This is a genomic window from uncultured Parabacteroides sp. (assembly GCF_947855115.1).
GTDB lineage: Bacteria > Bacteroidota > Bacteroidia > Bacteroidales > Tannerellaceae > Parabacteroides.
On the sequence record NZ_CANTZW010000039.1, the window covers coordinates 13,385 to 27,017 of the forward strand.

A 13,633-nucleotide genomic window follows, 5' to 3' on the forward strand; every position below is an offset into this window, starting at 1 on the left:
TTATCGATTTATAATTTTTACGTTAGTAAGCATCTCAAGAAGTGTAACCGCATTATGTAAGCTGGCACGACCTTCTTGATAAGATATATTAGCGTTAGAACGTCTCCCTCGTTCAAGGGAAAGCTCTATAATGTCTATTCTACCATTTATGAAATCTTGTTCAGATATCTTCATTTGGGCGTTATAAAGAGCTGCGGCATCTGATTTGGCTTTTAGCGTGGCTAATTCTTGCAATACGCTGTTATAAGCTTCTAGGATTTTTAGCTTACGTTCTTCAATGGATATCTCATATTCATAATCCAATTGACGGAAACGAGCTTTCTTTGCCCGTATTTTCTGTCCTCTGCTAAAAACATCTCCCAAAGGAATGGATAATGAGATACCGATACTATATGAGTGTTGATTGCTACCTAAACTCGTGAAAGCTAAGGGGTCACTGATAGTCTCTGTGGATGCGAATTGAACGATTCTACCATATTGGTATTGGGCGAAAGGTCTAAAATAATTTAGCCACTCTCTCCTGGTGACTTTCATATCGGCATTTGCCTCATCTCGTCTGGCTTCGTAGATACGGACAGATGGGTGTTCATATACAGACTCTAGAAAGACAGACAAGGGAGGTAGTTGAATACGCTCGTAGTCATCTAACATGGCTTTTATAGAGTCATTTCCAGAGGTTACTTCTATAGCCGTCGCTTTATCGAAATATGTCTTCTTTTGGCTATAAATCAAAGTTGTATTTAAAATCAATAATATAATAAATAACTTCTTCATAGAATATATATTACCGGTTGTACATTATAATATTTATGCTTACACATCTTCTTTCTGCACGAACGCCGTGAATGTCTTGAGTATTATCTTGATATCCATCCAAAAAGAAAAGGTACGAGCGTATTTGATGTCTAATTGTTTACGTTCCTCGGCGGACATACTGCCTGAATTGCCCCGTTTCTCTACTTGCCAGAGGCCAGTGAGGCCGGCGGGAGCCATGAAACGTTGTATGTATTCGTCGCTAGTCAGTAGCTCGGCCTCGTATATAGGAAGAGGGCGGTTACCTACTATCGACATGTCTCCTTTTAATATATTGAATAATTGGGGAAGCTCGTCGATGCTATATTTCCGGATGATATGGCCGATCTTTGTTATACGGGGATCATTCTCTAATTTGATGAAAGCGTTTGAGCGTTCGTGGCGCTTCTCTTTTAGATAGTCGTTTTCCGGGGTAGCGTCATTATCGGAATATAAAATGATATTTTGCCCGTCGCCTTTAAAAAAAGAGGTTTGTTTCCGTGAATTCACGGAAGTTGATGAAGAGGCTGTAGCCTCTTCATCAATAGATTCCATATATTGATTAAGTTTCTTGTATTCAGCCAAACGCTTATCCGCGTCCATATACATGGAACGGAACTTGTAGAAATCGAAGACCTTGTAATTGCTGCCTACTCGTTTTGACTTGTAGAAAACGGGGCCTCGGTCCTCCAGCTTGATCCAGATCGCCGTGATGATAAAGATTGGGGAGAGACAGAGGAGCGCCATGGATGAGAAAATGATGTCGAAGGCCCTTTTCCATAGAGGAAGCTTGAAAATGGCGAGGCTGGGCTCTTTCATTTGGGGGTTATGTGCTTTTTCCATGTTCTTGCATTTCCCGGCGATGCTCAATAGTTTAAGTAGATCTTCCTTGGATGTAGATTCGGAGATAACACAGTCGGTTCCTGCTTGCAAATAGGCTATTTTCTCTTCCCTGGTCATTTCCGGGGCGATTAATACGATGTATATATATTGAAATGTCTTATGCAAGTGTTTGATCGTGGGGATATTTAATACAGGATCTTTTTTTTCGATGAATACGCAATATTCCATCTCCCCTACAGTAAGAAGTGCGTTTTCCATCTGCAGAAGTGTTGCGCATTCTATAACTCCTGTGTCTAAAGCCTCCCGTAAATAGTTGGCTAGCGACATGTTATTTCCGAAAAAAACATAATTCATTATCTTAAAATGCGTTTTACCCTTACTCTTAGTTCCTCTGGATTAAAAGGCTTCAAGATGAAGTCTTCCGCACCTTCCTCAAACAAGCGTATTCTATTTGAGCTACTTTCTACGCTCGACAGGATTAAAACCGGTATATTACTGAACATATCGTTCGCTTTTAAATAGATCAAGAATTCCTCTCCGGACATTTCTGGCATATTCAAATCAGAGATAATCAAATCCGGTAAATTGCCTTCTTGAAGCCAAGCGATCGCTTTCAAAGGATTTTCTTTATAAAACACCTTGTAGGTGCTTGATAAATAAAGCATGATTATCTTAGCGATTTCTTGCTTGTCATCTACTAAAAGAACAGATTTCTCCATATAGAGTCGTATAATATTATCGTCTTTTGTTTTATCTTGTGTGCAAATTTAGAACATTTAATTGAAAAAGTATATGTTTTTCAACTATTTTTTCGGGAAAATGGCTCAATCCTTGAATATAGGGTGAGATGCGATTTTTTTGATTAAGTTTGTGCCTGTAATAATGATATGGATATTCTGAAATGTACTGTAGAGAGTGTATGAGTTTTGGTTATATTGGTTTATTGGTTGGCGTTATTGCCGCGATGGGCTTGGCTTCCTGCCAACCGGAGGTACCGGTGATCTCCACGATAACCGTAGAGGCAGATGGCTTGACGGTTCCCGTGAACCCGGATCTGTATGGTTTGACCATTGAGGAGATCAACCACGGGATCGATGGGGGGCTATACGCGGAGTTGATCCAGAACCGGAGTTTCGAGGATGGCGTACCGCCTTTGAACTGCCCTTACGATGCCGCCCGGAACGTCTTGATTACCCCGAATGGCTGGACAATCCCTTTCGTGAGGGGAGATTCCGTACCGGGATGGAGGCGAATAGCCCCTAATACACAGATATACCCGGACATGAAAGAGCTGGTCAATGATAAGAACCGGCGGTCGTTGCTCGTGGCCGTGTCGGCATCCGGGGAATCGGGCAGGGGAGGCGTGATAGCCGATGGATACCGGGGGATACCGATCCGCGAAGGGGGGCGATACCATCTCTCGTTTTTCGCCAAGGGAGCGCATATGGTGCCCCGGACCATCCGGGTGGCCTTGGAGGATTCCGTGGCCAATACGGTCTTGAGCGATGTGTTTCAGGTAGCGCCGCTGTACGAGTGGAAACGATACAGGCATACGTTCACGGCTACGGAGGACGCGCCGAACGCTGTCTTGACGATCACGGCCGATACTTCCACCGTGTTCTGGCTGGATGTGGTCTCTTTGTTCCCGGAGGATACATGGAAAGGACGGAAGAACGGGCTGAGACCGGATCTGGCGGCGCTGGTCGATTCCTTGGCTCCTCGTTTTATCCGTTTCCCCGGAGGTAGTTTCGTGGAAGGATATACGGCGGGCACGTACCCTATCTGGCGGGAGACGCTGGGCGATATCTCGGAGCGTAAGCATTTCTGGAACGTATGGGCTTATGGAACGACGAATGGCATGGGTTACCATGAGTATTTGCAAATGTGCGAGGATATGGGGGCAGAGCCTATATACGTTATCAATAGCGGGATCACGAGCCAAAGCCGCCGCCCCCGGTACGAGGATATCACGGCGATGGATAAGCTCACGGGAGATGCCTTGGACGCTATCGCCTACGCGAACGCCCCGGCGGATTCCTTGTTGGGCGCCCTGCGTGCGAGGAACGGGCATCCGGAACCTTTCAACTTGAAATATGTCGAGATCGGTAGCGAGAACTATGGCGGGGAGTATTTCAGGCGCTTTGAGCTCTTCCGCGAGGCGATCAAGGAGGCCTATCCGGAGATTGCCGTTATCAGCAGTTCGCCTGTCACGAAGCGAGGCCGTAGCGAGTGGGTGGATTCTCATTATTATGCCGGGGAGGATTTCTTCCTCTCGAACTCCGGTAGGTTTAATAACGACCGGTATTCCCGGCGTTCACCGACGGTGTTTATCGGGGAGTTCGGGACGACGGAGCGCCCCTTGGCCGGTACGCTCCGGGCGGCGGTGGCCGAGGCCTGTTTCCTGGTCGGGGCGGAGGTGAACCCGGATATGGTACGCCGCTTGGCGTACGCCCCGGTACTGGGCAACGCCGGGTTCGAGAACCAGCGCTATCCGTTGATATCCTTCAATACCCATCAGGCGGTGGTCTCTCCTTCCTATCATTTATTAAAGATGTTTAACCGCCATCGGGGGGATGAGGTGCTGAAGACGATCGTGGATACCTACGAGAAACCGCAAGCACGTACGGGCCGGGCAGGTGTCGAGATGTTTGACAATAGCTATGAGTTCAAGGACGTGCGGATCGATGGCGTGCCCGTATCGGGCGTCTCCGTGCTGAGCGGGGGATGGAGGGTTCCGGAGGCCGGTACGTTGGTTCCGGAGGCCAACCGGTGGAACCATGTATTGTTCGGCGACTCTACGAGCTACGCCTATGAGTATACGGCTACCATCCGGCGTACGAAAGGTAGCGGGCAGATACAGCTTCGCCTCCGAGACAACGGGCGGACAGGGGAGCAAGCGGATTATATCACCCTGACGATCGGGGCGGGAACGAGCGAGCTATACCATCAGGTAGGCGGCGTGAAGGATAGCTTGGTCTCTCCCGTACGGTTCCCTTTTGAGAGTAACCGGTGGTATACGGTTCGCATGACGTGCGAGAATGAGCGCATACGTTGCTATGTGGACGGCGTATTGCTGCATGAGGTGGATATGAGCCCGATCCCGTCGTTGGTATCCGTGGCTACCCTCGACAAGGAAAAGCGGGTGATTTACTTGAAAGTCGTGAATACGACCCGCCATGAGGAGAAGACCTCTTTGCGTGTCGAGGGGGTAAATATCCGTAACGAAGTGGAGCTGATCCAATTGAGAGGAGAGCCGGAGGCCCGTAATACGTTTGAGAACCCGGAAGCCGTAGCGCCTGTCCGCGAGACTGTCGTATTCCCGATGGGTAGCCCGCTTATCTATAATTTTCCTCCTAATTCCGTGACGGTCTTGAAATTATACATGGAGTAGGCCAGATAGGGCAAGGGGGCTGGTACACTCTATCTGTATTTATCCTAACTTCGCGGCGACTTTAACAAAAAAGATGTGTTATGGAACCAATGCATAAGATAAACAAGGTAGAGCTCCGGAGCTTGCAGCTTGAGGACTATACGCAGTTATCGCAATCTTTCAAGAGGGTGTACGCCGACAAGGATGTTTTCTGGACCCGCAAGCAGATCGAGACGTTGATACGGATATTTCCCGAGGGGCAGGTCGTGACGCTGGCGGATGACCGGATCGTGGGATGCGCCCTCTCCATCATCGTGGATTATGACATGGTGAAAGGGGATCATACCTACGCCAAGGTAACGGGAAACGAGACGTTCAACACGCATAACCCGAACGGGAATATATTATATGGTATAGAGGTGTTCATCCATCCGGACTACCGGGGCCTCCGGCTGGCCCGCCGTATGTACGAGTACCGGAAGGAGCTGTGCGAGAAGTTGAACCTGAAGGCGATCATGTTCGGCGGACGTATCCCGAACTATTATAAATACGCCGACCATATGCGCCCGAAGGAGTACATCGAGAAGGTACGCTCACGCCAGATCTACGACCCGGTGCTCACTTTCCAGCTCTCCAACGATTTCCACGTGCGGAGGGTGATGATGAACTACTTGCCGAACGACGAGGAGTCGAAGCATTGCGCTACCCTGCTGCAATGGGATAATATCTATTACCAGCCGCCTACGACGGATTACGTGGATAAGAAGACAACCGTGCGTGTCGGCCTCGTACAATGGCAGATGCGGCCTTACAAGACACTGGACGACGTGTTCGAGCAGGTGGAGTTCTTCGTCGACGCCGTGTCCGATTACAAGAGCGACTTCGTTCTTTTCCCCGAGTATTTCAACGCCCCGCTGATGGCCAAGTTCAACCATCTGGGCGAGGCGCAGAGCATCCGTGGGCTGGCCCAGTACACCGAGGAGATCCGTGAGCGATTCGTGAACCTCGCCATCAGTTACAATATCAATATCATCACCGGTAGCATGCCTTTGCTGAAGGAGGACGGGGCACTGTATAACGTGGGGTACCTGATCCGTCGTGACGGCTCCTACGAGATGTACGAGAAGGTGCATGTCACCCCGGACGAGCAGAAGAGCTGGGGACTCTCGGGTGGGAAGATGGTGAAGACGTTTGACACGGATTGCGCCCGGATCGGCGTACTGATCTGCTATGACGTGGAATTCCCGGAGCTTTCCCGTATCATGGCCGACCAAGGGATGCAGATCCTCTTCGTGCCTTTCCTCACGGATACGCAAAACGGTTACTCACGGGTTCGTGTGTGTGCCCAGGCCCGGGCGATCGAGAACGAGTGCTTCGTGGTGATAGCGGGCAGCGTGGGCAACCTGCCTCGTGTGCATAATATGGATATACAGTACGCCCAATCGGGTGTGTTCACGCCTTGCGACTTCGCTTTCCCGACCGATGGCAAGCGTGCGGAAGCGACCCCGAATACGGAGATGATCCTTGTGTCGGACGTGGATCTTGATTTGCTCAACGAGTTGCATACGTACGGTAGCGTGCGTAACCTTCGGGACCGCCGCCACGACTTATATGAGTTGAGGGTAAAAAAACAGTAGTGTTCGCGGTTGAACACAGTAGTATTCATGGTTGAACACAGTAGTATTCGCCGGTAAACACAATTGTATTTACCGGAAGAATACAGCAGGGGCGGGATCTGTCCGTCCTCCCACATACACGACACGGGAGGACGGGCAAATCCCGCCCCTACGGTTTATATCGGGGGAGGATCGCTCGCTTCCCCCCCTTCGGAAATGATCTTAATGACTTAGCATCTCAGCCGTGATCGGCGTGAATTTCTCGGCGTCCGATTTACGGAGTTGCACGCTGCCGTCGTTCCAGTTGGAAGGCCAGCCTCCAATGATATGTCCGAGGAATACCAGCTTGATCTCGTGCAAGCCCTTCGCCAAGGCCGCGGAGGTGTCATGACGGGAGAAACGTTTTACCTCGCCGCCGTTATTGACCATCAACTTGCCGTCGATCCATACCTCCTCTAAATCGGAAGAGATGTAATAAACGCCATCCTCCGGGATGTTCACGTAGCCGGTAGCGATAGCGGCGTATTGCTTCACGCCTCGCATGGACTCGGGGGCGGGCACTTGGTTGGTCAGCTCACGGGTCGTCTTGATAACCTGTTTCTTACCGGTCTTCTGGGCGGCCTCCAGATCGCTTACGCTCAAGTACATGCCATCGAATACCTCCATCTTGAGGCCCGGGGTCGTCTTGGCTACTTCCTTGGCCGGAGCCAGCGTTTGCTTCTCCACGAGGATCGTCCGAGGTTTGCCCATCTTGCCGGAAGGCAATACGGAAGCGATCTTCACGGTCGTGGTCTCGGTGATATCGAAAGGAGTTGTATATATGGTAGATTCCGGGGTAGGCTCGGTGCCATCCAGCGTGTAGACCATCTTCATCGGACGGTTCGTGGTGAATGTCATGGTAGCCTTATCCGTGAAAGCCACGAAGTTGCAAGAACCGTTCGGTTGCTCGGGCTGCGGGATATAATAGTTGATACCGTGTCCGTCCAAACGAACCTGGGCGTTATCCAGGCGGCGTTCGAAGTCCTTGTAATTTTTCCGGTCCAGCGGGCTCCAAGCGATCTCGGAGAGGGCTAGGATACGGGGATAGATACGGTACTCCATGATGTCCGTGTTATAAAGGTACTCACTCCATACGTTGCATTGTACGCCCTTGATGAAATGTCCCTTACCGGTCGCTGCCAGCGTGTCGGGGACGGGGTTGTACTTGTAGACCCGCTCCGCCGTGGTGAATCCGCCGATAGATACCGGGTTGATCTTGTAGTCGCCTTGGAACTGGTCGATATACATACCCTCGCTTCCCGGGGTCATGATCACGTCGTGGTTCATGCTAGCGGCGGCGATACCGCCTTCCTCACCTCGCCAAGACATAACCGTGGCCGACGGTGCCAGACCGCCCTCTAGGATCTCGTCCCATCCGATCATCTTCTTGCCATGCTTGTTTACGACCTTCTCCATGCGCTGTACGAAATAGCTCTGCAATTTCTCCTCGGCCGTATGTTCCTTGTCATCTTTCAAGCCCTCTTTACGGATACGGGCTTGGCAAAGCGGGCATTTCTCCCAGCTCGTCTTCGGGCACTCATCGCCTCCGATATGGAAATACTCGCCCGGGAATAGGGGAGCTACCTCGGCGATCACGTCCTCGAAGAACTGGAAGGGCTCTTCCTTTCCGGCGCATAATACGATGTCTTCCACGCCCCAGATGATACGGGGAGTACCCTGCTTACCTTCGCAAGACAGCTCGGGATAAGCGGAGATAGCGGCCATCTCGTGCCCCGGAAGCTCTATCTCGGGAACGATCGTGATGAAACGATCCGCGGCGTATTTAACGACCTCCTTCACCTCCTCTTGGGTATAGAAGCCTCCGTACTCGGTACCCTCGCCATCGATGCGCTTAGAGCCTATCTCGGTCAGTTTCGGGTACTTCTTGATCTCGATACGCCATCCTTGGTCGTCGGTCAGGTGCCAATGCATGCGGTTGATCTTGAACAAGGCCAATACGTCCAGCTGCTTCTTGATATTCTCTACCGGGATGAAATGGCGGCAGGGGTCTAGCATGATACCGCGGTAACCGAAACGAGGCTCGTCCTTGATGGATACGGCCGGGGCGGTCCATGCGATACCTTTCACGGTGGAAGGGCTCTCGATCTCGGCGGGCAGCAGTTGCAAGAACGATTGCATGCCGTAGAAAAGACCTTGAGGGGTCTTGGCCTTGATACGGACGCCGCTGTCGGCTACGTCGAGCGTGTATCCCTCGTCGTTTACGTCCAGAGAACCGTCGATAACCAACGAGATACCGTCGGAGGTCTCTTTGTCGGCGGTAGCTATCTGGTAGCCTGTCGCCGTGTTCATTTTAGCCGCGAAAAACTCGGCTACGGTTTTCGCCTCCGGGGTGGAAGCGTAAATCTTCGTGTTTTTGTTTAGTTTGAAGTTTCCTTCATTCTGCGTGAGGCTGACCGGTGTCGGGATGATGTTGATACCTTGGTTGTAAGGTTTCACTTCACCGGGAGCATTGTCGCACGAGGCCATCAAACCAAGGGCGGCGCCGGCGCAGATTGTAGCAAGGAGCTTTTTCATAGAATTAAAAATTGAAAATGAAAAATTGAAAATTATTTGATCGCTTGAACATTGAGAATCGGAAAAAGAAAATCCCGCTTGTCGCTAATTTTCAATTCTCAATTCTCAATTTTCAGTTATTTTCGCGTTACCATGCGAAGATCGGATATTCCTTCATGATATCGTTCACCTTCTCACGAACGGCGCCGATGGTCTTATCGCATTCGGGAGCGGCCAATACGGTGTCGATCAGTTCCACGATCTCGCCCATAAGCGGCTCTTTAGCGCCACGGGTGGTGATAGCGGGCGTACCCACACGGATACCGGAGGTCTGGAAGGCCGAGCGGCTGTCGAACGGAACCATGTTCTTGTTCACCGTGATGTCGGCGGCTACCAAGGCTTTCTCGGCCACCTTACCGGTCAGGTCGGGGAACTTCGTGCGCAGGTCGATCAGCATGCTGTGGTTGTCCGTACCGCCGGAGATGATCTTGTACCCTTTGTCCATGAAGGCGGCGGCCATGGCGGCGGCGTTCGCTTTCACCTGTGCTTGGTACGTCTTGTATTCCGGCTCCAAAGCCTCTCCGAAGGCTACGGCCTTGGCGGCGATCACATGCTCCAGCGGACCGCCTTGGATACCCGGGAATACGGCGGAGTCCAGCAACTGAGACATCTTCTTGATCTCGCCTTTCGGTGTCTTCTTGCCCCAAGGATTCTCGAAATCCTTACCCAGCAGGATGATACCGCCACGAGGCCCCCGCAGGGTCTTATGCGTCGTAGACGTCACGATGTGAGCGTACTCCAGCGGGTTATTCAGCAAACCGGCGGCGATCAGGCCTGCCGGGTGAGCCATATCGATCATCAATAAGGCGCCTACCTTGTCGGCTATCTCACGCATACGTTTGTAATCCCAGTCGCGGGAATAAGCGGAACCACCGCCAACGATCAATTTCGGTTTCTCTCGAAGGGCTACTTCCTCCATCTGGTCGTAGTCCACCCGTCCGGTATCTTCCTTTACATTATATTCGGTAGCGTGATAGAGAACGCCGGAGCTATTTACTGGGGAGCCGTGAGACAGGTGTCCGCCATGCGAGAGGTTCAACCCGAGGAACGTGTCGCCCGGATTCAATACGGCGAAGAATACGGCTGCGTTGGCCTGCGCCCCGGAGTGAGGCTGCACGTTGGCCCATTCGGCGTTGAATAGCTTTTTCAACCGTTCGATAGCGATCGTCTCGCTTTGGTCTACTACCTCGCAACCCCCATAATAACGCTTGCCGGGATATCCCTCGGCGTATTTGTTGGTCAGACAGCTTCCCATGGCCTGCATGACCTGGTCGCTGACAAAGTTCTCGGAAGCGATCAACTCAATGCCTTTCAATTGGCGTTGGTGCTCCTTCTCGATAATGTCAAAAATGATGTTGTCTCTTTTCATTACCTCTTAAATTGGTTATTGCAATGATATGTTCCTCATTGAAAAGGAATCCTCGCGAATGTACTATATTATTTTAATACTATTTAAAAGATTCCGTTTAATTATTACAGATGCGCCGGATATTACAGATGTGCCGGAAACGGCTCCGCTTACCACTTGGTAAGGGTTACGTTTCTGAACTCAACCTCCTTACCCTCGCTCTGTAGCCCGATATGGCCTTCCTTCACCTTGTTGGTTCCGGTGTTCTGGTACACGCCGTTGATGTATACGGTGATGACGCCGTCTTTCACGAAGATGTTCGCCTCGTTCCACTCTCCGGCGGGTTTCTCGCTAGACGGGTTCACGTTCTTTACGACAGGGAAGAAGGGACGTTCCTCTCCCGGGCGTTGCTGGTACTCGACAAGGTCGGAGCCTCCCAGCAATACGAACAATCCGGCCCTCCCGGCTTGCAGGTTACACTCGATCCCGTTCGGGAAGGGATTCTTCGTGTCTACGATATGCAGGAAGATACCGCTGTTGGCGTTGGAATCCCCATTCGGCCAACGCCATTCCACGTGCAATTTATAGTCACCGTATTTCTCCTTGGTGTACATATAGCCGAAAGGCTGGCCGGTGATGAAGATCTTACCGTCGCGTACGGAATAGACCTGATCGGCGGGGACGGAGTTTTTATCGACTACGAAATTCCAGTTAGACAGGTCTTTCCCGTTAAACAGTTTCTCGGTCTTCTGCGCGTTCGCCCCATCGGAGAAACAGAAGATGGAGGCGGCTAATACAGCCAAAGATAGCATTCTTTTTTTCATGGCATTAAATTCTATTTATAGTTTATGATTAATCAACGATTAGTTTGCGATAGCGTACCCGTTTCGGCTCGGTGTCGCCCAATGTTTTCCGCTTGTATTCCTCGTACTCGGAATAGGTCCCTTCGTAGAATACCACGTTGGAATCGCCCTCGAACGACAGGATATGCGTACAGATACGGTCCAAGAACCAACGGTCGTGAGAGACAACGACGGCACAACCGGCGAAGTTCTCCAGACCTTCCTCCAAGGCACGCAGCGTGTTCACGTCGATATCGTTGGTAGGCTCGTCGAGCAGCAATACGTTAGCGTCCGCTTTCAGCGTCAGCGCCAGATGCAGGCGGTTACGCTCTCCTCCGGAAAGTACGCCGCATAGCTTCTCTTGATCCGATCCGGCGAAATTGAATTTAGACAGGTAAGCCCGTGCGTTCACCTCCTTGCCACCCATACGGATGAATTCCTGTCCGCCGGATACGACTTGGTAAACGGTCTTTTTCGGGTCTATATCCTTATGGGTCTGGTCGGCGTAACCTATTTGTACGGTCTCGCCCACCTCGAAGGTTCCCTTGTCGATGCTTTCCATGCCCATGATCATCTTGAACAAGGTCGTCTTACCGGCACCGTTCGGCCCGATGACTCCCACGATACCGTTCGGGGGAAGCATGAAGTTCAAATCATCGAACAGCAGCTTATCGCCGAACGCCTTCGCCACATGCTGCGCCTCGATCACCTTATTGCCCAAGCGAGGGCCGTTCGGGATGAAGATCTCCAGCTTAGCCTCACGCTCCTTCTGGTCCTCGTTCAAGAGGGCCTCGTACGAGTTCAGACGGGCCTTACCCTTGGCGTGACGGGCCTTCGGGGCCATATTGATCCATTCCAGCTCACGCTCCAAGGTCTTACGGCGCTTGCTGGCTTGTTTCTCTTCTTGAGCCATACGCTTCGTCTTCTGGTCTAGCCAAGAGGAGTAATTACCCTTCCAAGGGATACCCTCGCCACGATCCAGCTCAAGGATCCATCCGGCCACGTGGTCTAGGAAGTAGCGGTCGTGCGTGATGCAGATAACGGTACCGGCATATTGTTGGAGGTGTTGCTCCAGCCAGTCGATCGACTCGGCGTCCAAGTGGTTGGTCGGCTCATCCAGCAGCAATACGTCCGGCTGCTGGAGCAGCAATCGGCAAAGGGCCACCCGGCGACGCTCGCCTCCGGACAACGTATCCACCACCTGATCCTCCGGCGGGCAGCGCAAAGCGTCCATGGCACGTTCCAGACGGCTGTCGAGGTTCCATGCGTCGGTGGCGTCGATCTTGTCCTGCAACTCCGCCTGACGGTTGATCAAGGCATCCATCTTATCCGGGTCTTCCAGTACCTCCGGATCGCCGAATCGCTCGTTCACCTCCTCGTATTCCTTCAAGGTATCCACGATCTCCTGCACGCCTTCCTGCACGATCTCCTTCACGGTCTTGCCCGGCTCCAGCTTAGGGTCTTGCTCCAGATACCCCACGGAATACCCGGGTGAGAAGACCACCTCTCCCTGATAATCCTTATCGATACCGGCGATAATCTTCAGCAACGTGGATTTACCGGAACCATTCAAGCCGATGATACCGATCTTCGCCCCATAGAAAAAGGACAGATATATATTTTTTAAAACCTGTTTTTGAGGCGGAAAGATCTTGTTCACGCCTACCATCGAGAAAATAATCTTCTTATCGTCTGCCATATAATTTTTAGTGTGTTAATTGATTCCTTGACTTAAAATAATGGTGTACAAATCTACGTAAATATCTTTTATTTTACAAATTAACAAAGATCATAGGTATCAAAGATCTATGGATTACCAGACTTAGGTATATGGGGAATTATACGATTTAGGAAGGTGAAGAAAACTTGTAAGATAAATTGTGCGATCTCCTGGAATTTATACTTTAACGGAATGATACTAAAGGGTAGGGGATGGCATGTGACTGCATGATGTTATCGGGATTATACTTTGTATTTATCTTTTGATGGTAAAATGGTAAAAATAATCAGTTTTTACATGATATATACATGATGTAAAGTGCTTATATTTTGTTTTTTGTATTTATTCCACAGGAAAAACTAAAATTTAGCCTTCTGAAAATTTGCATAATAAAATAAAGCACCCTATCTTTGCACTCGCATTAAAACAATGTGCAGGATGATTCGCTAGCTCAGCAGGTAGAGCACAACACTTTTAATGTTGGGGTCC

General features: G+C 50.7%; 9 protein-coding genes. 2 read left to right on the top strand and 7 right to left on the bottom strand.

Going from position 1 to position 13,633, the window contains the following annotated elements:
- Genes Q0110_RS16895 through Q0110_RS16905 form a run of 3 tightly spaced genes read right to left on the bottom strand, consistent with a single transcriptional unit; the run spans position 1 to position 2,354 of the window.
- Complete coding sequence (locus tag Q0110_RS16895) at positions 1 to 774, bottom strand: TolC family protein (protein WP_297909167.1); 774 nt, start codon at positions 772 to 774, stop codon at positions 1 to 3.
- Between the two features lie 39 nt (positions 775 to 813).
- Positions 814 to 1,989, bottom strand: a complete 1,176-nt coding sequence (locus Q0110_RS16900) for a sugar transferase (RefSeq protein ID WP_366139698.1) — start codon at positions 1,987 to 1,989, stop codon at positions 814 to 816.
- Positions 1,989 to 2,354, bottom strand: a complete 366-nt coding sequence (locus Q0110_RS16905; RefSeq protein WP_297909172.1) for a response regulator — start codon at positions 2,352 to 2,354, stop codon at positions 1,989 to 1,991. Before Q0110_RS16905 ends, Q0110_RS16900 begins: the two co-directional genes overlap by 1 nt.
- A 200-nt stretch (positions 2,355 to 2,554) precedes the next feature.
- On the opposite strand from Q0110_RS16905, the gene Q0110_RS16910 reads away from it, so the two are divergent.
- Both Q0110_RS16910 and Q0110_RS16915 read left to right on the top strand, forming a co-directional pair.
- The gene (locus tag Q0110_RS16910; RefSeq protein WP_297909175.1) at positions 2,555 to 5,026 is read left to right on the top strand and encodes an alpha-L-arabinofuranosidase C-terminal domain-containing protein; all 2,472 of its coding nucleotides are present in this window, start codon (positions 2,555 to 2,557) and stop codon (positions 5,024 to 5,026) included.
- An 80-nt stretch (positions 5,027 to 5,106) separates the two neighbouring features.
- Positions 5,107 to 6,642 carry a carbon-nitrogen hydrolase family protein gene (locus Q0110_RS16915; protein ID WP_297909178.1) on the top strand — a complete coding sequence of 512 codons (1,536 nt, stop codon included), beginning with the start codon at positions 5,107 to 5,109 and terminating at the stop codon, positions 6,640 to 6,642.
- Between the two features lie 201 nt (positions 6,643 to 6,843).
- Here Q0110_RS16915 and Q0110_RS16920 read toward each other — a convergent pair whose 3' ends face one another.
- The 4 genes from Q0110_RS16920 to ettA all read right to left on the bottom strand — a co-directional run bounded on the left by Q0110_RS16920 (position 6,844) and on the right by ettA (position 13,123).
- Positions 6,844 to 9,195: a family 20 glycosylhydrolase gene (locus Q0110_RS16920; RefSeq protein WP_297909181.1), complete on the bottom strand. Its 2,352-nt coding sequence runs from the start codon at positions 9,193 to 9,195 to the stop codon at positions 6,844 to 6,846.
- 127 nt (positions 9,196 to 9,322) lie between these two features.
- Positions 9,323 to 10,603, bottom strand: a complete 1,281-nt coding sequence (glyA, locus tag Q0110_RS16925) for a serine hydroxymethyltransferase (protein WP_297909185.1) — start codon at positions 10,601 to 10,603, stop codon at positions 9,323 to 9,325.
- Positions 10,604 to 10,752: 149 nt separating this feature from the next.
- Positions 10,753 to 11,406, bottom strand: a complete 654-nt coding sequence (locus Q0110_RS16930; protein ID WP_297909187.1) for a DUF1080 domain-containing protein — start codon at positions 11,404 to 11,406, stop codon at positions 10,753 to 10,755.
- Positions 11,407 to 11,434: 28 nt separating this feature from the next.
- On the bottom strand, positions 11,435 to 13,123 hold the full coding sequence (ettA, locus tag Q0110_RS16935) for an energy-dependent translational throttle protein EttA (protein WP_297909190.1): 1,689 nt from the start codon (positions 13,121 to 13,123) through the stop codon (positions 11,435 to 11,437).
- Between the last annotated feature and the right edge of the window lie 510 nt (positions 13,124 to 13,633).